The following is a 24,113-nucleotide window of genomic DNA, read 5'->3' on the forward strand; positions in this document are numbered from 1 at the left end:
GTCCTCGAACCGGCGGCCGCAGTGGGGGCACTCCGGCGCCGACAGCAGTCCGAGTTCGACGCCGCCGCCGCAGTGCTCGCAGTCGGCGGTCCGCACGCCGTGGCGGTTCGCCGCCCGGGTCAGCGCGTCGACGCGCTCGCGGTCCGCGCGGTCGCGTTCGGCCGCGTCGAGCCGCCGCTTGACCCTGACGACCGCGTTCGCGACCCGCGAGAGCTTGTCGTCGATCTCGGTGAGCTTCTCCGTCGAGATCCCGTCGAGGTCCGCCTCGACGGCGTCGAGCCGGTCGCCGACGCCGCCGATCTGATCGTCGACTGCGTCGACCCGGTCGCCGAAGGCGTCCAGGCGATCGCGGACGGCGTCTAACTCGTCTACCCGCGCGTCGAGGGCGTCCAGTCGGTCGTCGAGGTCGTCGATTCGGTCCGGGGACGGCGCGTCGGCGACCGCCGCGTCGAGGCGGTCGAGCCGGGCGGTGACCTCCCCCAGCTCGTCGGCGAGGTCGTCGACCCGCGTCGCGGCCGCGCCCTCCGCCTCGCCCTCTGAGGCCGCGGACCGCGCGGCGCCGGCGGCGGGGTCGAGCGACTCCACCTCCCGGTAGAGGTCGACGAAGCGCTCGCGGAGGTCCGCGACCTTCTCGTCCAGCTCCGCGTCGAGGTCGTCGAGGCGGGCCTCGATCGCCGCCACCTCCTCGGCGTCGGGGACGTCGATCCCCTCGGACTCCGCGAGCGCGACGAGCGCGCGCTTGAGGAACTCCTCGCGGCTCACGCCGGCGTCCTCGGCCGCGGCGTCGAGCGCGGCCGCGGCCGGGTCGACGTCGCTCATCGCGGATCCTCCGTCATCTACCGCCCGTTGCGGGGCGAGGCTTAAGTAACCTGTCGCGCCGTTCTCCGGATCGATACTCGGCGGTCGTTCGGCGCGGCGGCGTCGAGGCGGCCGTTCGGCGCGGCGGCGTCGAGGCGGCCGTTCGGCGCGGCGGCGGAGGGCGCCCGCTACCGGATCTTGCGCACGTCGCTGATGTCGAACCCGCCCTCGTGGATCTCCGTTTCGAACCGAACGATGTTCTCGCTTTCCAGCCGCGAGAGGACGCCGCGGAACTCGCGGACGAACATCGTCCGGGCGCGCTGGGAGCCCCCGCTCTCCCACGCGAACTGGAGGGTTCCGCCGGCGGCGTCCATCAGGGTGCCGAGCTCGCGCTCGCGGAGCGCGTCGGTGTTCACCAACACGAGGACCAGGGCGTCCCACTCGTAGGCCGCCTTCTTCAGCCCCTTCATCACCATGGCGACGTCGCTCCAGTCGGTGTCGTCGGAGGCCATCGAGACGAGGTCGGTGACGGAGTCGATACAGACGAGGCTCCCCTCCCCGTGTTCCGAGAGGTAGTCGCCGAACGCGGTGAGCACGTCCTCGTACTCGCCGCGCTCGCCGAGCTCGGTGATCGAGGCCGTCTCCGTCTCGTACCAGTCGCGCGGCACCGGCGACAGCTGGAAGTACTCCGGCGAGAGGTCCCGGAAGGAGATCTCGTCGACCGCGGCGTCGACGATTTCCTCGGCCATCGTGTACCCCATCTCCCGGGTGATCGCCCCGGTGTCGGCGGTGAAGGAGAGGTAGTGGACCGACTCGGGCAGCGAGGCGTCGGCGTCGACGTCGCCGTAGTACAGGTCGAACAGCTCCTCGTCGGCGTCCGCCAGCGCGTTCATCGCGGCGCTGGTGTACGCGAACTCCCGGGCGCCGGCGCCCGCCTCGCCCGCGAGCAGCACGACGCTGCCCGACGGCGCGCCGCCCCCGAGGATCGAGTCGAGGCGCGCGACGCCGAACGGAACACTGGACATGGGTTACGCCCCGTCGCCGCGCGGCTTAGTGTTACCCCTCTCCGGGCCGACCGACAGCAGTTCCGCCCCGTTCCCGGCGTCGGTCCGCGCCCCCTCGTTCGAGGCCCGGACGACCGACACCTCGCCGCCGACGCCGGCGGCGTCGAGCGCGCGCTCGCCGGCCTCGGCCGCCGCGTCCGCGTGCGCCGCGTCGGTGACGCCGTAGACGGTCGGCCCCCACGAGGACTGCCCGGCGCCGAACACCGACGCGGCCCCCGACAGGGAGTCGACGACCTCCCCCACGGGCGGCCGGTACACCCCGCCCTGCTCGTCGGCGTACCACGCCCCGTTAAGCCGGCCGATCTCGGCGACAGCGGCGCCGAACGCCTCCGCGTTCCCCGACGCGACCGCGGGGAGGGCGCGCCGGGTGACGATGCCGGCGATGCGGTCGGCGAGTCCCGGCTCCGCGCGCTCGACCGCGGTCCGCATTGCGTCGTCCTCCGCCGCGCCGTTCCGACCGGCGGCCGCCTCGGGCGCGACGAGCAGGAAGCGCCAGTCGTCCGGGACGGCGTGGCGTGCGGCCACCGGCGGCACGGTCCACTCGCCGTTCGCGGGGCGGTCGGTGGTGAAGCGCGCGGTGGGGTGGCCGGCGTCGAGGACGAACCCCCCGTCCTCGAACGTCGCGACGCCGACGCCGGAGCGCCCGCCGCGGCCGAGCGCCGGGGCGCGCTCGCGCACTCTGGCGGGCAGGTCGTACGCGGCCGCGACCGCCGCGAGCGTCGCCGCCGCCAGTTGCGTCCCGCTGCCGAGTCCGGCGTGACGGGGGAGCGACTCGCGGACCGTAACGCGGGCGCCGTCGACCCCGAGCAGATCGACCGCCGCGGTCGCGTAGCCGCGGACGTCGTCGCGCACGCTCGGCGACGAATCGCTCGACTCCGACGGCGTCCCCGCCGCTTGCTCGACCGCCACGCGCACCGCCGGGGCCGGTTCCGCGTCGACGACGACGCGGGGGCTGTCGAGCCCGACGCCGAGCGCGCCGTACAGGCGCTCGTGCGAGAGGCTGAGGTTACAGAAGCCGAAGTGGAGCCGCGCCCCGGCGCTCACGCGTGCCATCTCGCCTTCGGCTTGGGGCGCGACAAATAAAGGGCCCGTGACGGTGGCGGGAGTTGCCTCGGTGTCCGCCTGAGCCGCGCCGCGCGAACGGGGACCGAGCCGTCTCGGTCGCCGAGGCGGCCGAACTGGTGCGCTTTTGAACGCGGGGGACCTCGGTCCGGGTATGACCGAAACGCTCAGGCTCGCGACCCGCGGGTCGGACCTGGCCCTCCGGCAGGCCGAGACCGTCCGCGAAGCGCTGTCGAGCCGGCGCCGCGACGTCGAACTCCGGCAGGTGGAGACGCGCGGCGACCAGATCCCCGACGAACTGATCCACCGCCTCGGGAAGACAGGCGCGTTCGTGCGCGCCCTCGACGAGGAGGTGCTCGCCGGCGACGCCGACCTCGCGGTCCACTCGCTGAAGGACCTCCCCACCGAGGAGATGGCGGAGCTCGTCGTCGCCGGCGTCCCCGAGCGGGCGCCCTCCGGCGACGTGGTCGTCCAGCCGGAGGGACTCGGGATCGAGGACCTCCCCGCGGGCGCCGTCGTCGGCACCGGCTCGCTCCGCCGCGGGGCGCAGATCCAGGCGGCCCGCCCCGACCTCACCGTCGAGCCGATCCGGGGCAACGTCGACACGCGGCTGGAGAAGCTGCTCGCGCCCGGCCTCCAGGCCGAACACGAGCAGCGCCTGATCGCGTCGGGCGAGGAGAATGCCCTGACGGCGGAGGCCGACGAGGGCGGCGACGAGAACGCTGACGACACGGACGACGAGGATACCGACGGCGACGAGGTCGACGAGGAGTTCGACGAGACCGTCGAGGAGTGGTTCGACTCGCTGTCCGACCTCGAACGCGACGCGATGGAGCGGAAGGTCGAGACCGAGTACGACGCCGTCGTCCTCGCGGAGGCCGGCCTACGCCGCTCGAACCTCTTCTACGAGGTGGAGACGACACGGCTCCCGCGAGAGGAGTACGTCCCTGCGGCGGGGCAGGGGGCCATCGCCGTCACCGCGAGCGACCCCGACGTGATCAAGGCGGTCCGTAAGGCGGTCGACCACCCGCGGACCCGCGTCGCGGTCACCGTCGAGCGGACGATCCTCGGCGAGCTCAACGGGGGCTGCGTCGCGCCGATCGGCGTCTCCGCGATGGTTCAGGGCGAGCACGTCCACGTCAGAGCGCGGGTGCTGTCGACCGACGGCACCGAGGAGGTGGCCGACACCCGCGACCTCCCGATCCGGTCACACGCGACGGCCGCCGCCGAGTTTGCCGCCGACCTCGCGGACCGCGGGGGGGACGAGCTGATAGCCGAGGCCCGCGAGGAGGCCGACGCCGATGAGTGACGACGGCGCCGGCGCGGGCTCCGGAGCGAACGCGGACGAACCCCCGACGCGTCGGCGCGACGACGGCGTCGGCACCGTCTTCCTCGTCGGGTCCGGCCCGGGCGACCCGGACCTGCTCACGGTGAAAGCGAAGCGACTGATCGAGTCGGCCGACGTGGTCCTTCACGACAAGCTCCCGGGCCCGGAGATCCTCGGCGAGATCCCCGAGGCGAAGCGCGAGGACGTGGGGAAACGCGCCGGCGGCGAGTGGACGCCGCAGGAGTACACCAACCGGCGCATGGTCGAGCTGGCCCGCGAGGGGAACCGCGTCGTCCGACTGAAGGGCGGCGACCCGTTCGTCTTCGGCCGCGGCGGCGAGGAGGCCGAACACCTCGCCGAGGTCGGGATTCCCTTCGAGGTCGTCCCCGGCGTCACCTCGGCCATCGCGGGGCCCTCCGTGGCCGGGATCCCCGTGACCCACCGCGACCACGCCTCCTCCGTCTCCTTCGTCACGGGCCACGAGGACCCGACGAAAGACGAGTCCGCCGTCGACTGGGAGGCGCTGGCGGCGACCGCCGGCACCATCGTCGTGCTGATGGGCGTCGGGAAGCTGCCGGCGTACACGGCCGAGCTCCGCGACGCCGGCCTCGACGGCGACACGCCCGTCGCGCTCGTCGAGCGCGCGACGTGGCCCGACATGCGCGTCGCGACCGGCACGCTCGATACGATCGTCGACGCCCGCGACGAGGCGGGGATCGAGCCGCCCGCGATCACCGTGATCGGCGACGTTGCCGCGACCCGCGACCGCGTCGTGACCTTCCTCGAGAACGCCGGCCCCGCACCGGTCCGGCCGGCGACGGAGGGAGACGACGACGGGTCGGTCGGAGGTGACGAGACGTGAGCGAAGACGGGGGTGGTCGCCCGCGCGTGGCCGTCTTCCGGCCGGACGACGAGCGGATCGAGGCGGCCGTCGAGCTGCTCCGGTCGCTCGGCGCGGAGCCGGTCGCCGACCCGATGCTCGAAGTCGAGCCGACGGGCGCCGTCCCAGCCGACGCGCCGCTCGTCGTGTTCACGAGCAAGACCGGCGTCGAACTTGCCGCCGAGGCGGGCTGGGAGCCGGGGGACGCCGACCTCGCGGCCATCGGCCCGACGACCGCCGCGGCCGCCCGCGACGCGGGGTGGACGGTCGCCGTCGTCCCGGAAGAGTACACCTCCGCGGGCCTCGTCGCGGCGCTCGAACCGCGCGTCGCGGGCGAGCGCGTGACGGTCGCCCGCTCCGATCACGGCAGCGACGTCCTCCTCGACGGGCTCCGCGAGGCCGGCGCCGAGGTGACCGAGACCGTCCTGTATCGGCTCGCGCGGCCGGCCGCCGCGGGCGACTCCGCGGAGCTGGCCGCCGCGGGCGACCTCGACGCGGCGGCGTTCACCTCCTCGCTCACGGTCGACCACTTCCTCGCGGCGGCCGCCGACCGCGGGGTCGAGGAGGCGGCGCGCGCCGGACTGGGGGACGCGGTCGTCGGCGCCATCGGCCCGCCGACGGCCGAGACCGCGGCCGACCGCGGCGTCGACGTCGACGTCGTTCCCGACGCGGCGTCGTTCGAGTCGCTCGCGGCCGCGGTCGTCGACGCGGCCGGCAAAGCGTCGACCGCCGCGTCCGGCGACGGTCCGCGCTGACCCCGCGGTCGCGTGACTGAAGCGGAACGACAGCGGCGCGGCCGCGTCGAGGCGGCCGTCGCGGCCGCCGAATATCCGGAGCGAAAACGCGAGGCGGCGTCGGGGTTTCTCGTCGCTTCGGCTCGCTCGCGGGTAACGACGCGGTCGCGTCCCGATTCGGCCGCAAAAATACCACTCGTGATATTCGGGAGCGCGGATTTATTATCGGGAACGTGGTATCGGGTGCCATGGAACCGAGCGAGCGCTGGCTGCTGCGGGTCGAGGACGATATCCTCGTCGTCGAGTTCCCACACGGGACTGGGCTGAGCCCCGCAGACGGCGAGGCGCTGCTCGACCGCTGGCGGAGCGCGACCGACCCCGACGATGTCGACGCGATCGTGATCGTCGTGCGGACGAGCAGGCCGTGTTCGGATGCCGGCCGGCGCGCGCTCCGCGAGTCGGCGCAGATAGCGGTCGCCCGCGGCGTCGACCGCTTCGCCGTCGTCGGGCAGCGCTCGAAGCGGCGGTACCTCAAGCGGACCATCGACGTCGAGGGCGTCGACACCGAGGCGTTCAACGACGACGACGCCGCGATACAGTGGGCGAGGAGCCCGTCCGCGACCGCATCGTCGGTCGGGACCTCCTCGTAGTTAGCTTCCGGTCTCGGTCCCGTTCTCCGCGTCGTCCGTCTCGTTACCACCGGTGGCGTCGCCGTCATCGGAGTCGTCGGTCGTCTCCCCGTCGTCGCTCTCCTCGCCGCCGCCCTCTTCACCGTCTTCGTCCGCCTCTGACTCTTCGACGTCGTCGTCGCCGTCCTCGTCTTCGTCGATCTCGTTGACCTCGACGTCGCGGCCCGCGACCCCGCTGCCCGAGATCACGGGTTTGAGGATGTAGCCGTTGTTCTTGCCGCGCTTGACGACGTTGATATCGAAGACGAAGCTGACCGGCTCGTCGGGGGTGACCTCGAACCCGTTCGTGATCTGGAGCCTCTCGCTCGGGAGCTTCACGTCGACCTCGCCGCCGTCGACGATCCCCTCGATAGCGGAGACCGCCAGTTCGATCTTCTCGTAGTCCCCGGCCGGGAGCTCGCCGTCGAAGACGGCGATCGCGTCCTCGTCGATCACCTGCGTGAGGTCGACCGTCGCGCCGTCGAGGTCGACGACCCTGAAGCCGCGGTCCTCGCCCTCATCCGCGTCGTCTTCCTCGTCGTCGTCTCCTTCGGTGTCTTCCTTGTCGTCTCCGCTCTCGTCTCCTGCCACGTCGTCCCCCTCGTCCTCGTCGTCCGGCGTTCCGTTGGGGGACCCGTCGTCACCGTCGGTGTCGGTGACGTTCTCGCCGGCGTCGTCCTCGTTTTCATCTCCGTCTTCGTCGTCCTCGTCCTCGCCGTCACCAGCCTCGAACACGCGGGCTCGGTCGAGGGTCACGTCCAGCCGGTCGAAGTCGTCGATGTCGGCCGGGGTGTCGCTGATGAGGAGCCGGAAAGTGCCGGTTAGCGGTTCCGAGCCGTCCGAGCCGTCGGAGCCGTCCGAGCCGCCAGACGACGGGGGCGATTCGCCGCCGGTACAGCCGGCGAGGAGCGTCGCGCTCGCGCCGGCGCCGACGGCGACGAACTCGCGTCGGCCGAGGCCGCCGGTGGCCGCGTCGGCCGGTCGGTCGTCGTCTGTCGGCTGCGATCCGTCGTCGTCTGCCGTCCGCGATCGGTCCGTCATGGTGATTCGACGGACGGGCCGCGGACGGGTATAAACGAGAGATACTCCGGTCGGATTTACGCCGATAAAGCCGATTTTAGCGGGTATCGCGGTGGTTTACGGTGAGCGGCCCGCTCTCGCCGGCGGACCTACGGTTTGGCCGTGTCGATGCCGGCCTGCTCGACCACACGCTCCGCGTGTCGCGTCGCGCGCTGGCGGACCGTCGCCGCGTCGACCCCGACGTGCTCGCCGTTCGCGTACCGGACCTCACCGTCGACCATGGTGAAGGTCACGTCGTCGCCGTGGGCCGCGTACACGAGGTGCGAGAGGGGGTCGTGGACCGGCGTCGCGCGCGTCAGGTCGGTCGTGATCCCGATTACGTCGGCGTGGTGCCCCTCGCGCAGCGCGCCGAGGCGGTCGAAGCCGGCGGCGCGGGCGCCGTGTTCGGTCGCCATCTCCAGCACGGTCGACGCGGGGAGCCTCGTGGGATCGCGGGCGTTGACCTTGCCGAGGAGGCTCGCCTGTCGCATCTCGGTGAAGGGGTCGAGCGTGTTGTTACACGGCGGGCCGTCGTTGCCGAGCGCGACCGTCATCCCGCGGTCGAGGTAGTCCTGAACCGGGGCGATCCCCGAGGCGAGCTTCATGTTCGAGGAGGGGCAGTGGGTGACGACCGTGTCGGTCTCGGCGAGCACCTCGCGCTCGCGCTCGTCGGTGTGGACGCAGTGGGCGAGCGTCACGTCCGGCCCAGTCAGCCCGACCTCGTCGAGCCAGAGGATGTTCCGCTTTCCGGTGTCGGCCTCGACCGTCTCGATCTCGTCCTCGTTCTCGCTGGCGTGGGTGTGGATCGTCACGCCGTCGTACCGGTCAGCCAACTCGCGGCAGCCGCGCAGGCAGGCCTCCGTACAGGTGACGGCGAACCGCGGGGTGACCGCGTACCGGACGCGCCCGCCTGCGGCCCCGTGGTACTCCCGGATGAGCGCCTCGCTCTCCGCGAGCGCGGCGTCGGTCTCCTCCAAGAGGCCGTCCGGCGAGTCGCGGTCCATCAGGACCTTCCCGAGCCGCGCGCGGATCCCGGTCTCGATCGCGGCTTCGAACGCCTCGTTCGCGTGGTTCACCGAGAGGTGGTCGACGACGGTCGTCGTGCCCGACTCGAGACACTCCAAGTAGCCGAGTTCGGCGGCCGCGCGGGTGGCCTCGGCGTCCATCGCGGCCTCCATCGGCAACACCGCGTCGAACAGCCAGTCGAGGAGGGCGGCGTCGTCCGCGATCCCCCGCCCCAGCGACTGGACGGAGTGGACGTGGCCGCCGACGAGGCCGGGCGCGACGAGGTCGAACGCGCGGCGCTCGTGGTCGGGGTAGCGGTCGCGGAGCGCGGCCTCCTCGCCGACCGCGGCGATCGTGTTCCCCTCGACGACGACGGCGCCCTCGGGGATGACGGTCTCGGAGTCGGCGACGACGGTTCCGGCGATCAGCATGTCCGTCCGTTCCTGACGGTCGACCGTGAAGAGGCTGTCCGTTCGCGACCCCCGGCCCGATCAGTTCGAAACCGACGAGCGTGCGATCGCCGAGGCGGCGAGTCCGGCGGCGGGAGCGACGAGACGTTCGGCGCAGTCGAGCGGTCGCCGCGTGTCGCTATCAACGTCGGAACGGTCGCAAGCGGGGTTCGCGGTCTGACGGTCGCTCGTCGCTACGCCCGCCACACGGGCTCAGTTATCATAGATCGTCGCGCGGCCCGAGACCGCGTATTTAAACGCCGCGGCCCTGGAGCTGCTCTTCTTCGGCCATGTCTTCGTTGGACTGACCCTTCATCCCCTTGCCGCTGCCGCTCGCGATCCGGGCGAGCTCCTCGGGGTCGTCCCAGTTGTTGACGGCCTCGACGATCGAGGTGCCCATCGCCTCGGGGTCCTCCGCGCCGAAGACGCCGGAGCCGACGAAGATGCCGTCGCAGCCGTGGTACATCATCAGCGCGGCGTCGGCCGGCGTCGCGATGCCGCCGGCGGCGAAGTTGACGACCGGGAGCCGCTCGGCCTCGGCGGTCTCGTGGACCAGATCGCGCGGTGCGCCGTGTTCGCGGGCCCACTTCTCGCGCTCCTCGTGGTTGAGGCCGGTGAGCGTCCGGATCTGGTTTTTGATCGTGCGCTGGTGTTTGACGGCCTGGTTCACGTCGCCCGTGCCGGCCTCGCCCTTCGTCCGGATCATCGCCGCGCCCTCGTTGATGCGGCGGAGCGCCTCCGGCAGGTTCCGGGCCCCGCAGACGAACGGGGACGTGAAGTCGCGCTTGTCGGTGTGGTACTCGTCGTCGGCGGGCGTGAGCACCTCGGACTCGTCGATCATGTCGATCCCGAGCGCCTCCAGGATCTCCGCCTCCTTGCGGTGGCCGATCCGCGATTTCCCCATCACCGGGATCGACACCTCGTCGATGATCTCGGGGACGCGCTCGGGGTCGGGCATCCGGGCGACGCCGCCGCGCTTCCGGATGTCGGCCGGGACGTGTTCGAGGACCATCACGGCGACCGCGCCGGCGTCCTCCGCGATGCGGGCCTGCTCGCGGTTGACGACGTCCATGATCACGCCGCCCTTCTGCATCTGCGCGAAGCCGCGCTTGACCAGCTCGGTCCCCCGCTTCAGCTCCTCCAGATCCGTGGCCTCTGGCATGAATATAGCTTGGGTCGCCGGCCACTTAACGGGTCGCTTTCGGGCGGATGGACGGGCGAGCGCGCCGTTCAGTCGCGATCGGAAGCGCGGTCCGTCGCGGCCGCGCTCCGCGCTCGCGCGTCGCCACCGCAACCGCGAAGTCTCCCTGCCGTCTACGCCGCGAGCGTGACGACCGGAGCCATCCTCGCCGGCGGCCGCTCGACGCGCTTCGGCGACGCGGACAAGGCGGTGGCGCCGATCGCCGGGACCCCCATGATCCGTCGGGTCGCGGACCGGCTCGCGGGGACCGACGACCCGGTCCCGCCCGGCGCCGACCGCGCGAGCGGCGGCGACCCCGTCGTCGACGAACTCGTCGTCAGCTGCCGCCCGGGCCAGCGCGAGGCGATCGCCGACGCGCTGGCCGCGGTCCCGCTGTCCGTCCGCTGGGCGCTCGACGAGGCGCCGGACCGCGGCCCGCTGGCGGGGATCCGGAACGCCTGCCGGGCGGCAACCGACCCCTACGCCGTCGTCGTCGCCTGCGACATGCCGTTCGTCGACCCGGGCTTCCTCGCCCACCTCCGCGAGGCGGTCGCGGGCGCGGAGGCCGCGGTCCCACGGCTCGACGGGCGGTGGTACCAGACGACGCAGGCGGTCTACGCGACGGAGCCGGCCGCGGTCGCCTGCGACCGCGCGCTCGGTCGCGGCGACCGGAAGGTGCTGGCGCTGGTGGACCGGCTGGACGAGGTCGTCGTCGACGACGCGGCGATCCGCTCGCTGACGACCGACCGCACGTTCACCAACGTCAACACGCGGTCCGACCGCGACGACGCGGAGCGGGCGGTCGCCGCCGCGCTCGACGCGGCGTGAGGCGCTCGGCCGGCGGTCACTCCTTCAGCACTTCGTATGCCTCGTTGAGCTGCTTGAAGTCCTCCTCGTCGCCGTCCTCGCCGTCCGGGTGGAGCCGCTTCGCGCGCTCTCGGTACCGCCGGCGAACCGTCTCGCCGTCGGCCGTGCGGTCGAGGCCGAGGGTCTCGTACGCCTCCCGTTCGCTCATCCGGTCGGCCGCGGGCGCGCGGTCACTGGGGTCCCCACCCCCGGCTCCGCCGGGACCGCGAGCGCCGGCCCGTCGGCCGCGCGCGCTCCGACCGCCGTCGGTCCCGGCGGCGCGGTACGCGCGCTCTCGGTTGGCCTCGGCGCGGGCGCGCTGTCTCGCGCGCTCGCGCTCAGTCGGTCCCGCCCGCTCGGCGGACCGCCGGGCCTGGTCGTCGAGGCGTCCGCTGGCGTGGTACCAGAGGAAGTACGAGACGGCGCCGAACGGCAGCGCGAGCGCTAACGCGATCGGGTGGAGGACGATCCCCGCGATCACGAGCAGCGCCGTCATGCCGACGAACGCCCCGGCGAGCACCACGACGATCGTTCGGTTCGTCACGGCCGTACTGGGGGACGGAGGACCGTAAGAGTCCCGACGGCGGCCGTCCGGCGAGGCGGGGGTCACGTCGGGGGCGGCGTTCGCGTCGCCCGCCGCCTCCGCTCGCTCCCTCGCGGCCCCACTCGCTTGCCGCTCCTCGCCTCCGCACCGTTTATCACCGCGGCCGCCCGGGTACGGCGTATGGAACCGGCGGACAGGGAGACGGTGACGGGGCTACCGCCCGGGATCGCCGCCGCACGCGAGGATCTCACGCCGATGCTCTCGCAGTACGCCGACCTCTGTGCCGCCCACGGGGACGCCGTCGTCCTGTTTCAGGTCGGCGACTTCTACGAGGCGTTCTGCGAGGCGGCCGAGACCGTGGCCCGCGTCTGCGAGGTGACGCTGACCGAGCGGTCCGACTCGACCGGCGACTACCCGATGGCCGGGATCCCGATCGACAACGCGGCCCCCTACCTCGAGTCGCTACTCGACGCGGGCTACCGCGTCGCGCTCGGCGACCAGGTCGAGGACGCTGAGCAGGCGTCGGGGCTCGTCGACCGCGCCGTCACCGAGGTGATCACGCCCGGGACCGTCGTCGAGGACGACCTCCTCGAGTCGGGGACGACGAACTACGTCGCGGCGGTGGCGGCCGAAGACGACGACTCCGCCGAGACGACCGTCGGGCTCGCCGCGGTCGACGTCTCGACCGGCGAGTGCCTCGTCACGTCCGGCGGTCCGGACGCGGTCGCGGGCGAACTCGACCGGATCGCCCCGGCCGAACTCATCGCGGGGCCGGACGCGCCGGCCTTCGAGCCGAGCGACGCGGAGCGCGGGTGGACGACGCACGACTACGACGCCGGCGCCTTCGACCGCCGGACGGCGACCGAGCGGCTGGAGCCGTACCTCCCCGCGCCCGAGCGGCGCTTCGACGCCGACGCGGAGCTGCGGGCGGCCGGCGCGGTGCTGGCGTACGCCGAGTACACGCAGGGCGACGACGGCCCGCTGTCGTACGTCACCAGAATCCGGCGCTACGACCCCCGCGACCGACTCCGGCTCGACGCCGCCGCCCAGCGCAGCCTCGAGCTGTTCGAGAACCGCGGGCTCGGCGCGAGCGACACGCTGTTCGACGCGCTCGACGAGACGAACTGCGCGCTCGGGCGACGGTGTCTGGAGCGCTGGCTCCGGCGCCCGCTCGTCGACGCGGACGCGATCCGGAGCCGCCACGACGCGGTCGGCGAACTCGCCGACCGGAGCCTCGCTCGCGAGGGGGTCGCCGACGCGCTCGCGACCGCCTACGACCTCGAACGGCTGGTGAGCCGCGTCTCGCGGGGGCGGGCCGACGCCCGCGACCTGCGCTCGCTCCACCGGACGCTCGCCGTCGTCCCCGACCTGAAGGCGACGCTGGCGGGCGCGGAGGGAGAGGAACGCCCCACCACCGACGACCCCGCCCTCCCCCGAACCGAGCACCTCCGCGACCTCGGTGACCGGCTCGACGAGCTGGCCGGGGTCCGCGGGCTGATCGACGACGCGATCGCGACCGATCCGCCACAGGAGATCACCGAGGGCGGGGTGATCCGCGAGGGGTTCGACGGCGACCTCGACGACCTGCGCGCCACCGAGCGCGAGGGCCGCGAGTGGGTCGCGGATCTGGAGGCGAGCGAGCGCGAACGCACCGGGATCGACTCGCTGTCCGTCGGCCACAACCAGGTCCACGGCTACTACATCGAGGTGACGGACGCGAACCTCGACCGCGTCCCCGACGACTACCGGCGTCGGCAGACGCTGAAGAACAGCGAGCGCTACGTCACGCCGGAGCTGAAGGAGCGCGAAGAGGAGATCGTCGGGGCCGCAGAGCGCGCGGACGCGCTGGAGTACGAGCTGTTCGTCGACGTCCGCGAGCGCGTCGCGGCCGAGACCGAGCGGATCCAGGCCCTCGCCGACGCGCTCGCCGAACTCGACGCGCTGGCGTCGCTCGCCGCGGTCGCGGTCGAACACGACTACGTCCGGCCCGAACTGCGGGAGGGCGTCGACGAGTCCCCCGACGCGGACGGGGCGGCCACCGCGGGCGTCGAGATCGAGGGCGGCAGACACCCGGTCGTCGAGCGGGCCGAGGACGCGTTCGTCCCGAACGACGCGGACCTCCCGCGCGGCTCCGTCGCCGTGATCACCGGGCCGAACATGAGCGGGAAATCGACGTACATGCGGTCGGTCGCGCTCGCCGTCGTGCTCGCGCAGACGGGGTCGTTCGTTCCAGCGCAGGCCGCCACGCTCCCCGTCTTCGACCGGGTGTTCACCCGCGTCGGGGCCTCCGACGACATCGCGGGCGGCCAGTCGACGTTCATGCGAGAGATGAGCGAGCTGACGGAGATCCTCCACGACGCCGGCCCCGACTCGCTCGTCCTCCTCGACGAGGTCGGCCGGGGCACGGCCACGACCGACGGGCGCGCCATCGCCCGCGCGGCCGCCGAGTTCCTCCACGACGAGCTGGGCGCGACCGCGCTCTTCGCGACGCACTACCACGGGCTCACCGACCTCGCCGACGAGCGAGAGCGCGTCTTCAACCTCCACTTCACCGCCACCCGGGAAGACGGCGACGTTACCTTCCTCCACCGGGTCGTGCCGGGCGCCTCGTCGTCGTCGTACGGCGTCGAGGTGGCGGAGCTCGCCGGGGTCCCGGGGGCGGTCGTCGACCGCGCCCGCGACCTCGTCGCCGCAGAGGAGGCGGACCGGTGGCGGGCGCCGAGCGGAGCCGGACGCGAGGACGCGGTCGACCCGGCGGACCGGTCGGGCGAGGGCGAGGCAGAGGGCGACCGGGACGGCGACGCGTCGCTGCGCGAGTTCCTCGCGGAGGAGGCGTCGGAGGACGGCAGCCGATCCGGGTCCGAGGCGGACACCCCGCCCGAAAGCGAGCGGGCGGAGCCGACGGGCGGCGACGACGACAGGCCTGCCGCCGGCGCGCCCCCCGGCCTCGCCGCGGAGCTTCGCGACCTCGATCTGGCGCGGATGACGCCGATCGAGGCGCTGAACGCCCTCCACGACCTCCAGTCGCGAGTCGACGATGACGGGTGAGCGAGACGGCGAGCGCGGCCGGTCGGGTACCGGTGATCGGTCCAAGAGCGAGAGTCGCGTCCGTCGGCTTGACCCGGCGACCGTCGACCGGATCGCGGCCGGCGAGGTCGTCACTCGACCCGCCCGCGTCGTCGGCGAACTCGTTGACAACGCGCTCGACGCGGGCGCCTCGCGGATCGGCGTCGCGGTCGACGGCGACGGCACCGACCGGATCCGCGTCGCGGACGACGGTCGGGGCATGGCCCGCGCGGACGCGGCCCGGGCCGTCGAGCGCCACGCGACGAGCAAGCTGGCGCCCGACGGCGACCCGGTGGGCGTCCCGTCGCTGGGGTTCCGCGGCGAGGCGCTCGCGGCGATCGCCGAGGCCGCCCGGCTGGAGGTCGTCACGAGTTCCGGCGACGAGGTCGGCACCCGCGTCGTCGTCGACGGGACCGCCGACCGGGGGAACCGGTCGAGCGCGTCCGACTCGACCGACGGTGTCAGCGTCGAACCCGCGGGCCGCGCCCGCGGGACGACGGTCCTCGTCGAGGACCTGTTCGCGACCCGGCCGGCGCGTCGGGAGTCACTCGCGGGGGCGAACGCGGAGTTCGCGCGGATCTCCTCGCTCGTCGCCGACTACGCGCTGGCGAACCCGTCGGTGGCGTTCACGCTCGACCACGACGGGTCGACGACGCTGTCGACGCCGGGGACCGACCGCACGGACGCGCTGCTCGGCGTGTACGACCGCGACACCGCGAGCCGGTCGACGACGGTGGCCGCGAGCGTCGACGCGCCGCCCGGCGGTGAGGGTGACGCGGACGCCGTCGGCGTCGAGGTCTCGGCCACGCTGGCGTACCCGTCGATCACCCGGTCCTCCCGCGATCACGTCCGCGTCTCGGTGAACGGCCGCCCGGTCCGGAACGACCGGCTCGCGGCCGCGGTCCGCGACGGCTACGGGCGGCTCCTCCCCGACGGCCGCGAGCCGGTGGCCGCGGTCGACGTGTCGCTGCCGCCCGCTCGGGTCGACCCGAACGTCCACCCGGCGAAGCGGGAGGTGGGGCTCCGCGACGCCGACGCGGTCGCCGACGCGGTCGCGTCGGTCGTCGAGGACGCGCTCACCGGCGCGGACCTCCGGCGGGCCGCGGACGTCGCCACCGACCTCGACGGCGCCCTCGATCCGGTCGGCGCGGACGACGGCTCGCGGCCCGGCGCGTTCGCCGACGCCGTGCCGATAGGCACCTTCCGCGACCTGTACGTCCTCGTCGAGGCCGGCGACGAGCTCCTCGTGATCGACGGCCACGCGGCCCACGAGCGGGTGAACTACGAGCGGCTGGCCCGCGCGTTCGACGGCGAGCCGGTGCCGACGGCCCCGCTCGACCCGCCCGCGACCGTCTCGCTGTCGACCGACGAGGCGGCGGCCGCGAGGGCGCACGCGGACGACCTCGCCGCGCTCGGCTTCGAGACCGAGGCGTTCGGCGGCGGCACGCTTCGCCTCCGGACTGTCCCGGCGCCGTTCGGCCGGACCGCCGACGCCGACGCCTTCCGCGACGCGCTCGCCGCGCTCGTCGGGGCGGACCCGGGGACGGCGCGAGACGCCCGCGACGACCTGCTCGCGGACCTGGCGTGTCACCCGTCGCTGAAGCGCGGCGAGTTCTCGGACCTCGCTCGCGACGACCTCCGGGGGCTGCTCGACCGTCTCGGCGAGTGCGACCGCCCGTACGCCTGTCCGCACGGCCGGCCGACCGTCCTCTCGGTCGACGAGGAGACGGTCGCGGCCGGGTTCGGTCGGGACCGCTGAGCCGCGAGGCCGGTCGCCCCGCGGCGAGGCGGTCGACAGTACCGACCGATATCTATTAACGCGATGGGACCGGGGATACTCGCATGGGAGAGCGGACCGAAGTGACGCGGGGGTCGCTGCCCGCGGAGCGGTCGGCCGGCCGGTTCTCGGGGCCGGACGGCTTCCGCGACCTCGTCGAGCGACTGCTCGCGTGGCTTCGGAAGCGACGCGCGTCGAGCTTGGAGAGCGTCTCGGCGGCGACGACGATGCGGAACGTCGTCGACGCGGACGCGCTCGCCGAGGAGACGCCGCCGAAGTGGAGCGTCCTCCACGACGTGGTCACCTACGGCGCGGACTCGCTCACGGACGTGCTCGTCTTCCGTCACGGCCCCACGAGACAGGACCTCGTGGTGATGCCGGAGCGGAACACCGACCCCGAGGGCGAGGTCAGCTTCTACCACGCCGACCGCACGAAGGGGGCGCGCCACCTGCTCTCGATCGGCGCGGACTCGCTGACCGCGGCGCTCAGTTACGTCTTGGACAAGATCGAGCGGTTCGAGCGGCTGTTCACCGGCCGCGGGTCGGAGCTGCCGAGCGGCTACACCGGTCCGTCCGACCGGTAGGGGGGTCCGGCGGGTAGCAGAAGGGGCCAGACGGGTAGCGGGAGCGCCGCCGCGGCGCGTCAGGCCGGTCGGTCTCGCGACCGCCCGTCGCCGTTTTCGTCGGTCTGTTCGACGCGTTCGACCGTGTCGTCAGCCGCCGCCTTCTCCGGCGGGTACGAGACGGTCCGCTGCGGGTAGGGGATCGAGATGCCGGCGTCCGCGAACCGCTCTTGGATCCGCTCGACGGCGAGCGCCTTCGAGCGCCACCGCGCCTGCGGGGTCGGCGGGTCGATCCAGAACCGGAGGTCAAGCAGGATCGCCGAGTCGCCGAATCCGGACGGGATCGCGTACGGCTGGGGGTTGTTCGCGATGACGCCGATGTTCTCTAAGACATCCTCGGCGATCTCGCTGGCCTCGTCCGGGTCGTCGTCGTAGCCGATCCCGACCTCCATGTGGATCCGGAGGCGCCCCTCCCGGCTCCGGTTGGTGATCGCCTGGTTGGCGACGAGGTCGTTTGGCACCACGACGTACTCCCCGTCGAAGTTGCGCATGTGGGTGTTCATGATCGTGATGTCGGTGACGAACCCCTCCTCGTCGCCGATCGCCACCCAGTCGCCGATCTCGAAGGGGCGGGCGAACATCAACACGAAGCCGGCGATGAGCGAGCCCAGCGTCTGCCGGGCCGCCATCCCGAGGACGATCCCGAGGAACCCAGCCCCGACGAGGAGGCCGCCGAGGTTCACGCCCCAGATGCCGAGGACGGTTATCAGCGCGAGCACGAGCAGGCCGACCTGTGCGAGCCGGGTGAGCAGCTGTTCCTGGTGGGCGGTGATCCGGTCGCTGTCCGCCGACAGCTCGCCGACGTACGTCTCCACCACGTCGCTGACGACGTACGCACCGCCGAGCAGCAGCGCCGAGGCGATCACCTGTCCGCCGACCCGGGCGGCGTTCTCCACGAGCGGCAGCACCGCGACCACGAGTGCGAACCGGCCCCACAGCGTCAGCACGGCGACGCCCGCGAGCGCGAACAGCGCGAGCTGTAGGAGTCCGACCGCGAGCCGCAGGAGGAACGACGCGGGGATCCCCTCCCGCAGCGTCTCCACCGCGCCCTCCGTCGACTCCGACAGCCGCTCGTCGAGGAGCCGCCCGACCCAGTCGGTGACGGTCTGCTCGCCGGCGCGGACCGCCCGCGGCAGCAGCAGCCAGCCGACGCCGAGCGTCGCAAGGGCGATGGCCGCGGTGACCGCCAGCCGCCCCTCCGTGCTCGATACGTCGCTCAACACCGCGCCGATCCGCGTTCCCAGTCCGCCTATCACGGTCTGACGTTCGCCGCCGCTCGGTTAACGGATCCGACGCGAGTCTCAGCGGAGAGAATCGGCACGACCGCTGCGGGGAAGGAGCCCGCGACTGCCCTGCTCCCGGTCACCGGCCGCGTCGGAGCTCTTCGATCAGCTGTTCGATGAGCGTCGACTGCCGGTCCAGGCGCTCGGACTGCGCCTCAACCGTGCGCCGCAGCGCGGCGACCTCGCTCGCGAGGTCCGCGTCCTCGACGCCGGCGCTCTCGAACGGCGAGCCGTCGAACGCGTCGTCGTCCGGGACGACGCCGTCGGTCTCGCCGTCCGCCGCGACCGCTTCCTCGCCGACCGCCGCGGGCTCGCCTCCGGCCCCTCGCTCGGCGCCTTCCGCCGGGGCTTCGGGCGCGTCGCCGGCGGGGGAGTCCGTCGACTCCGCCCCGGTCTCGTCTCCCGCTAGGGGGCCCGTCGACTCCGCCCCGGCCTCGTCTCCCGCGAGAGGGTCCTCGGCCGCGTCGTCGACGGCGGCGTCCGCGGCGAGCGGGTCGTCGAGCGGGTCGCTGCCGCCGCTCGGTTCCGGCGATCCGACCGACGCCGACTCCGCGCTCTCGGTCGTCGCTCCGGGCCCGTCGCCCCCGGCGAGCGACTCCGACCCCCCGGCGGAGTCGCGTCCGCCCGCGCCCTTCGGTTCCGTTCCGAGCCCGCCGGAGTCTGGCTCCGCCTCGGCGCCGGGCGCCGCGTCGGCGTCCGCCTCGGCGTCGGCGGCCGGGGAAGCCGACAGCGGGTCCGGCCCCTCGCCGAAGTCGGTCGTGCCGGTCTGTTCGGCGTCGGACGCCGCCTCCTCGGCCTCGGCGGCGGCGACGCGGAACTCCTCTAAGCTGTCGACGCCGTGGAACGAGCACACCGCGTCGGCGAGCGTCTCCCGGACCGCCCGGGCGGACTCGTTCGGGGCCTTGAACCGCTCCGAGCGGCCGTCGTGGACGAGGACGACCGCGGTGGCGACGGTCCCCTCCTCGAAGTCGAGCCCGGTGAGGTCGTCGTAGCCGAACTCCTCGAACTCGGGGTCCCAGACCGCCGAGCCGACGTGTTTGACCAGTCGCTCGCTGGTGACGATCAGGGTGAGCTCCGAGAAGCGGAAGGTGCGCACGACCGTCTCGCCGGGCCCGGTGACGCCGCTCGCGGAGAGGACGCCCGCGAGGATCGGGTGGAGGACATCGTCGACGCGCTTGGTCGGTACCGAGAGCGTCTCGTCGCCGTCGAGGCCGTACCCGAGGGTGACCTTCGCCTTGCGGCGTCCCGTCGAGACCTCGATTCGCTCGACGTCGTGGCCGTACTCGTCGACGGACTCGTCGGACAGGAGTCCGTCGCCGCGGTAGACGAGGGTCCGGGTGGGCGTGACCGCGAGTCGATCGTCGCCGCCCAGCGGCACCTCGGCGACGACGTCCTCGTCGCCGACGGTCCCCGCGAGCAGTTCGGGAAGGCTCATACGCCCGGGATACGCCGCGCCCGGCATAAATCCGCTGGCTCGGGGTCGATCGAGCCCAGTCACCGCGTTCACCGCGCTCCCGACGCGCCGCCCGCGCCGCCGGCCCGAGGCGGGAGCGATCGCCCCCGAAAGCGACAGCCCCCGAAGCGATCCTCCCGAAAGCGACAGCCCCCGAAGCGATCCTCCCGAAAGCGACAGCCCCCGAAGCGATCCTCCCGAAAGTGACAGCCCCCGAAGCGATCCTCCCGAAGGCGACCGGCCGCGGCGATCTGCGATCGGTTCACAACCCTCCGACGGATGGGAAGGTTAAAGGGTCTCATCGCGGTACGAGAAGGTGAGGCCGGGTAGCTTAGCTGGACATAGCGCCGCACTCATAGGGTTCGGAGATTCGGTGCGGTGACGCCTTGGAAGCGTCCGCGTCCTTCCCGTGGCTCCGCCGAGCCTCGGACCTGGGACATGCGGAGATCGTGGGTTCGGAGCCCACCCCGGCCATTTCTACGACCGACCGGTCGGCGAGCGCCGGCCCCGCCGATCCGTCCGCCGTCGCCGCCGGATCGAGTGCTACACCGGAACCGCCTCGCCGGCGACGAGCGCGACCGCGACGACGACGCCGCCCAGTCCCAACAGTCCGTAGTTCGCGAAGGGATTCGCCGCGGTGAACAGGTCGAGCGAATACTCGGTGTCTCGCACGGGCGCGTACGGTCGGATGCCCGTCGGTGTGAGCGCGTCCGCGAGGATGTGCGAGACAATCGTCACGGCGCCGAACAGGAACGCGGCGGCGCCGAACAGCAGCGCCTCGGCGAGTCCGCGCTGAAGCCCGACCGCCAGCCCGACGCCCCCGAGGACGACTCCGACGAACAGCGCGAACCAGACGGTGTGCGTGATCCCCCGATGCGTGACGACGGGAACTCGCATGTCGAGGTCGGGGACCATCGCCGTCGAGGCGACGCCGGCGGCGCCGACGAGGCCGGCCTCTATCGAGAGGAGGGCGGTGACGAGAAACCCGAACGGGGCGTAGACGACGAGCGAGGCCCCGACGTGTCCCTTCCGGTACATGTTGACGACTGCGTTCCGGGTCCGTAAGTCCGTTACGTCGAGACGCGACCCCCCACGGCGCGTCTCCGGACGCGTCCGCGGAGCTCGCGGTCCCGTCGCGTTGTCGGGGCGAAACGCCTACGGCCTCCCGCCGTGACGCTCCGGTATGACACTGACCGCCCGCGACCTGATGGAGCCGGACGTGAAGACGGTCTCGCCGGACGACGACGTCGCCGACGCGTTCAAGCGGTTCGCTCGGTACGAGTTCAGCGGGTTCCCGGTCGTCGACGAGGACGAGCGGGTGGTCGGGATCGTCACCGAGTCCGACCTCGTCGACCTGTTCGAGCCGGAGGACGAGACGCTGTGGATCCCCGTCGGACTCCCTCCGTTCGTGGACACCCTCTCGTATCAGGTGAAGCGCCCGTGGGCCGACCTCGATCTGGGCGTCGACATGCTCCGCAACGCGGACCGACCCGTCTCCGAGGTGATGAGCGCGGACGTGGCGACCGTGACGCCGGACGTGAGCGTCGACGACGTGCTGGACCTGCTCGTCGGCGACGACCCCGACATCAACCGCGTGCCCGTCGTCGACGACGACGGCCGTATCATCGGGATCATCGCGCGTCAGGACGTGATCCGCGCGTTCCGCGACCGCCGACTGGAGTAGATCCGGTCGGACCGTCGCGAGGGGTCCCGCGGACGCTCGGCTGTGGATGTCGGCGACCGCGTCAGCTCCGAAGCGCCTCGACGGGCCGCTCGTTGGCCGCCTTCCACGCGGGGTACGCGCCGCTAACGAGCCCCACGCCGACGCCGAAGCCGAGCGCCAAGAGGAGGTAGTAGGCGTTCGTACGGTCGAGCACGAGCGCCGTGTCGACGGCGGGCGTCGCGAGGACCAGGCCCGCGACGAGCAGGACGGTGAGCAGGGTGCCGGCCGCGGCGCCGGCCGCGCCGATCAGCCCGGCCTCCGCGAGCAAGACGCGCAACACGTCGCGGCGGGCGACGCCGACCGCGCGCATCACCCCGATCTCCTGCCGGCGCTCGACGGTACTCATCAGCATCACGTTGAGGATCGAGACCCCGGCGACGACGAGGGAGATCGCGCCGAGCCCGAGCAGGAACGTCGAGAGGAGGCCGAAGAACTCGTTGATCTCGTCGACGAGGGCGGCCAGCTCGAACAGCTCCACCCGGTCCTCGCGGGCGTTCACCGCCTCGCGGATGGCGTCCGCGGCCGCCCGCGCCTCGGCGCCGGTGTCGGAGACGACGAGCGCCTGCGCGTAGCCGTCGGCCGAGAACGCCGACTCGGGGAGGTACACCGCGTCGTCGGGCGCGACCGGGCTGAACGTCTGGCTCTCGACCAACACCGCGATGACGCGGACCTGCGAGCCGGCGATCTCGACGGTGTCGCCCGCGCCGGCGCCGAGGTCCTCGGCGATCCCCGCGCCGAGGATCGCGCCCTGTCGGTGCCGCTCGGGGAGTCGCCCCTCGGCTGCCTCGTACGCCAGCGCGGGCTCTTCGACCCCGTACACCGTCGCGAACGTCTGGTCGCCCTGCCGCGCGACCGTGGCGCTGTCGGAGTACAGCGGGATCACTGCGGGCTCGCCGACCGCCCGGCGGATCGAGGCGATGTCCGCGTCGGACAGCGACTCCACGCCGGCGTCGGTGTTCGGCGACACGACGACCTGCGTGCCGATATCGCCGATGGCGTCGTCCGCGCCCAGCGCCAGCACGTTCCCGAAGATGCCGAGCGCCGCGACCGCGAGGACCCCGATACAGACCCCGAGGACCGCCAGCACGGTCCGGACCCGGTTTCGTCGGAGGTTCCGCGACGCCATCGACACCGCGGGGCGCCAGCCGCGGAGCCAGCCGGCGGCGCCCCCCGGTGCGCGGTCGTCGGCGCTCATCGGCGGTCACCGCTCATCCGCGGTCACCGCCCATCTGCGGTCCCGGAGCGGTCCGGCCGGCGTCGCGGCCGCCGCGCCGGTCCGCGTCGGCGTGCGGATCGGACTCGCCGGGCAAGCCGCCGGTCAGCACGCCGTCGGTGAGGTCGACGACGCGGTCGGCGTACTCCTCGACGAGCGGATCGTGCGTGACGGCGATGACGGCGACCCCCTCGGCCTTGACGCGCTCGAACTCGGCGAGGATCGCCTCGCCGGTGTCGGTGTCGAGGTTCCCCGTCGGCTCGTCCGCGAGCAGGACCGCGGGCTCGTTTATCAGCGACCGGGCGATCGCGACGCGCTGTTTCTGCCCGCCGGAGAGCTCGTTCGGTTCGTGGTCGAGCCGGTCGCCGAGCCCGAACCGCGCGAGCAGGTTCGCGGCCCGGTCGCTCGCGTCGCCGGGGTCGAACGCCGTCGGCATCGCGACGTTCTCGACAGCGGTGAGCGTCGGCAGCAGGTGGAAGTCCTGGAACACGAACCCGATCGACTCCTTGCGCGCCCGCGTTCGCTCCGCGACGGAGAGGCTCGTCACGTCGGTGTCGCCGAGCAGCCGTCGGCCAGAAGTGGGGTCGTCAAGGAGCCCGAGGACGTTCAGCAGCGTCGACTTGCCGGAGCCGCTCGGCCCGACTACCGCGACGAACTCGCCGGGCCGGGCCGCGAAGTCGACGTCGTCGAGCGCGACCACCGGCTCGCCGCCCCCGCTCGGATACCGCTTGACGACCCCGCGGAGCGCGACGGCGTAGTCGTCGTCAGCGAGATTGCTGTCGCCGCTCGTCTCCCAGTCGGCCGCAGCGCCGTTCGTCGCCCGACCGGCCGCAAGATCCTCCGCCTCGTCGGTCGTGCGGGTCCGGCTCACGGCGCCGACCCGTCACGTCGTCGCCCGGTCGGTCCCCCGATTCGTCCGGTCCTAACCGCGACGCCGACCGCCCCGGCGAGGCCGACGAGCGCGAGGCCGCTCGCGACCGTCCCCACGGTCCCCAGCCCGCCGGCGCCGAGTCGGCCGAGGGTGCCGCCGCCGTCGCGATCGTCGGTAGCCGGCTCCGGCGCGGCCACCGAGAACGTCTCCGTGTACCGCACGCCCCGCTCGGTGTACGTGACGCGGATCGGGATCTCCTCGGCGACCGTGACGACCGCGGCGAACGTCACGGTCGCCGAGGAGAACCCGATCCGCGTCACGTCCACCGAGCGGGGCGTGCGGTACACGGGGACGTGCTCGGTGGCCGCGCCGGCGGCGGCTACCGACGATCGCGGCGGCGGCGGCACCCTAGGCTGACTCGGCGCCGGCGGGCTGCGGACCAGGGGGACGGTGCAGACGGGCCCCGCGCTCGCACGCCTCGCCCTGTC

General features: G+C 73.1%; 21 protein-coding genes, 1 tRNA gene and 1 pseudogene. 10 read left to right on the forward strand and 13 right to left on the reverse strand.

Annotated features, from left to right (window positions below; all coding sequences use genetic code 11):
- The 3 genes from B9G38_RS06155 to B9G38_RS18190 form a co-directional block, all read right to left on the reverse strand.
- Positions 1–819, reverse strand: an 819-nt coding sequence (locus B9G38_RS06155) for a hypothetical protein (RefSeq protein ID WP_086219824.1), incomplete at its 3' end; no start/stop codon positions are given.
- Between the two features lie 167 nt (positions 820–986).
- Positions 987–1,823 (reverse strand): HTR-like protein, encoded by an 837-nt coding sequence (locus B9G38_RS06160; protein WP_086219825.1) that lies wholly within the window; start codon positions 1,821–1,823, stop codon positions 987–989.
- Between the two features lie 3 nt (positions 1,824–1,826).
- On the reverse strand, positions 1,827–2,915 hold the full coding sequence (locus B9G38_RS18190) for a beta-ribofuranosylaminobenzene 5'-phosphate synthase family protein (RefSeq protein WP_198945659.1): 1,089 nt from the start codon (positions 2,913–2,915) through the stop codon (positions 1,827–1,829).
- Between the two features lie 163 nt (positions 2,916–3,078).
- On the opposite strand from B9G38_RS18190, the gene hemC reads away from it, so the two are divergent.
- The 4 genes from hemC to B9G38_RS06190 all read left to right on the forward strand — a co-directional run bounded on the left by hemC (position 3,079) and on the right by B9G38_RS06190 (position 6,515).
- Positions 3,079–4,233 (forward strand): hydroxymethylbilane synthase, encoded by a 1,155-nt coding sequence (gene hemC, locus B9G38_RS06175; protein WP_086219827.1) that lies wholly within the window; start codon positions 3,079–3,081, stop codon positions 4,231–4,233.
- On the forward strand, positions 4,226–5,113 hold the full coding sequence (cobA, locus tag B9G38_RS06180; protein ID WP_086219828.1) for a uroporphyrinogen-III C-methyltransferase: 888 nt from the start codon (positions 4,226–4,228) through the stop codon (positions 5,111–5,113). Before hemC ends, cobA begins: the two co-directional genes overlap by 8 nt.
- Positions 5,110–5,886, forward strand: a complete 777-nt coding sequence (locus B9G38_RS06185) for a uroporphyrinogen-III synthase (protein ID WP_086219829.1) — start codon at positions 5,110–5,112, stop codon at positions 5,884–5,886. Before cobA ends, B9G38_RS06185 begins: the two co-directional genes overlap by 4 nt.
- A 227-nt stretch (positions 5,887–6,113) precedes the next feature.
- The gene (locus B9G38_RS06190) at positions 6,114–6,515 is read left to right on the forward strand and encodes a hypothetical protein (protein WP_086219830.1); all 402 of its coding nucleotides are present in this window, start codon (positions 6,114–6,116) and stop codon (positions 6,513–6,515) included.
- Here B9G38_RS06190 and B9G38_RS06195 read toward each other — a convergent pair whose 3' ends face one another.
- The 3 genes from B9G38_RS06195 to pdxS form a co-directional block, all read right to left on the reverse strand.
- The gene (locus B9G38_RS06195) at positions 6,516–7,574 is read right to left on the reverse strand and encodes a DUF4382 domain-containing protein (RefSeq protein WP_086219831.1); all 1,059 of its coding nucleotides are present in this window, start codon (positions 7,572–7,574) and stop codon (positions 6,516–6,518) included.
- 128 nt (positions 7,575–7,702) lie between these two features.
- Positions 7,703–9,028: a 5'-deoxyadenosine deaminase gene (locus B9G38_RS06200; RefSeq protein WP_086219832.1), complete on the reverse strand. Its 1,326-nt coding sequence runs from the start codon at positions 9,026–9,028 to the stop codon at positions 7,703–7,705.
- 271 nt (positions 9,029–9,299) lie between these two features.
- Positions 9,300–10,208 (reverse strand): pyridoxal 5'-phosphate synthase lyase subunit PdxS, encoded by a 909-nt coding sequence (pdxS, locus tag B9G38_RS06205; RefSeq protein WP_049930642.1) that lies wholly within the window; start codon positions 10,206–10,208, stop codon positions 9,300–9,302.
- A gap of 165 nt (positions 10,209–10,373) precedes the next feature.
- Here pdxS and B9G38_RS06210 point away from each other — a divergent pair, with 165 nt between their 5' ends.
- Positions 10,374–11,054: a molybdenum cofactor guanylyltransferase gene (locus B9G38_RS06210; protein ID WP_086219833.1), complete on the forward strand. Its 681-nt coding sequence runs from the start codon at positions 10,374–10,376 to the stop codon at positions 11,052–11,054.
- A 16-nt stretch (positions 11,055–11,070) separates the two neighbouring features.
- On the opposite strand, the gene B9G38_RS06215 is transcribed toward B9G38_RS06210, so the two are convergent.
- Positions 11,071–11,616 (reverse strand): DnaJ domain-containing protein, encoded by a 546-nt coding sequence (locus tag B9G38_RS06215; RefSeq protein WP_049930639.1) that lies wholly within the window; start codon positions 11,614–11,616, stop codon positions 11,071–11,073.
- A gap of 180 nt (positions 11,617–11,796) precedes the next feature.
- Between B9G38_RS06215 and mutS the strand changes: the two genes are divergently transcribed.
- The 3 genes from mutS to B9G38_RS06230 all read left to right on the forward strand — a co-directional run bounded on the left by mutS (position 11,797) and on the right by B9G38_RS06230 (position 17,043).
- The gene (gene mutS / locus B9G38_RS06220; protein ID WP_086219834.1) at positions 11,797–14,664 is read left to right on the forward strand and encodes a DNA mismatch repair protein MutS; all 2,868 of its coding nucleotides are present in this window, start codon (positions 11,797–11,799) and stop codon (positions 14,662–14,664) included.
- Entirely contained in the window at positions 14,654–16,441 is a 1,788-nt protein-coding gene (gene mutL, locus B9G38_RS06225) for a DNA mismatch repair endonuclease MutL (protein ID WP_086219835.1), read from the forward strand. The genes mutS and mutL overlap by 11 nt, the downstream gene beginning before the upstream one ends.
- Positions 16,442–16,524: 83 nt before the next feature.
- Positions 16,525–17,043, forward strand: coding sequence for a hypothetical protein (locus tag B9G38_RS06230; RefSeq protein ID WP_049930633.1), 519 nt, complete (start codon positions 16,525–16,527; stop codon positions 17,041–17,043).
- Between the two features lie 59 nt (positions 17,044–17,102).
- Here B9G38_RS06230 and B9G38_RS06235 read toward each other — a convergent pair whose 3' ends face one another.
- Both B9G38_RS06235 and B9G38_RS06240 read right to left on the reverse strand, forming a co-directional pair.
- A complete protein-coding gene (locus B9G38_RS06235; RefSeq protein ID WP_198943844.1) occupies positions 17,103–18,338 on the reverse strand; it encodes a mechanosensitive ion channel family protein in 1,236 nt (411 codons plus the stop codon).
- A 106-nt stretch (positions 18,339–18,444) separates the two neighbouring features.
- A complete protein-coding gene (locus B9G38_RS06240) occupies positions 18,445–19,800 on the reverse strand; it encodes a hypothetical protein (RefSeq protein ID WP_086219836.1) in 1,356 nt (451 codons plus the stop codon).
- A 338-nt stretch (positions 19,801–20,138) separates the two neighbouring features.
- On the opposite strand from B9G38_RS06240, the gene B9G38_RS06245 reads away from it, so the two are divergent.
- Positions 20,139–20,292, forward strand: a tRNA-Met gene (locus B9G38_RS06245).
- Between the two features lie 69 nt (positions 20,293–20,361).
- On the opposite strand, the gene B9G38_RS06250 is transcribed toward B9G38_RS06245, so the two are convergent.
- Positions 20,362–20,856 (reverse strand): metal-dependent hydrolase, encoded by a 495-nt coding sequence (locus B9G38_RS06250; protein ID WP_086219837.1) that lies wholly within the window; start codon positions 20,854–20,856, stop codon positions 20,362–20,364.
- 145 nt (positions 20,857–21,001) lie between these two features.
- Here B9G38_RS06250 and B9G38_RS06255 point away from each other — a divergent pair, with 145 nt between their 5' ends.
- Positions 21,002–21,502: an HPP family protein gene (locus B9G38_RS06255; RefSeq protein WP_086217016.1), complete on the forward strand. Its 501-nt coding sequence runs from the start codon at positions 21,002–21,004 to the stop codon at positions 21,500–21,502.
- Positions 21,503–21,563: 61 nt separating this feature from the next.
- Here the strand turns inward: B9G38_RS06255 and B9G38_RS06260 are convergent, their stop codons facing one another.
- The 3 genes and pseudogenes from B9G38_RS06260 to B9G38_RS18515 form a co-directional block, all read right to left on the reverse strand.
- Positions 21,564–22,736: an ABC transporter permease gene (locus tag B9G38_RS06260; RefSeq protein WP_086217015.1), complete on the reverse strand. Its 1,173-nt coding sequence runs from the start codon at positions 22,734–22,736 to the stop codon at positions 21,564–21,566.
- Positions 22,737–22,749: 13 nt separating this feature from the next.
- A complete protein-coding gene (locus tag B9G38_RS06265; RefSeq protein ID WP_394334910.1) occupies positions 22,750–23,625 on the reverse strand; it encodes an ABC transporter ATP-binding protein in 876 nt (291 codons plus the stop codon).
- A pseudogene (locus B9G38_RS18515) lies at positions 23,622–24,113 on the reverse strand (hypothetical protein); the annotation flags it as partial. The pseudogene B9G38_RS18515 and the gene B9G38_RS06265, both read right to left, overlap by 4 nt.

The organism is Halorubrum sp. SD612 (assembly GCF_002135005.1).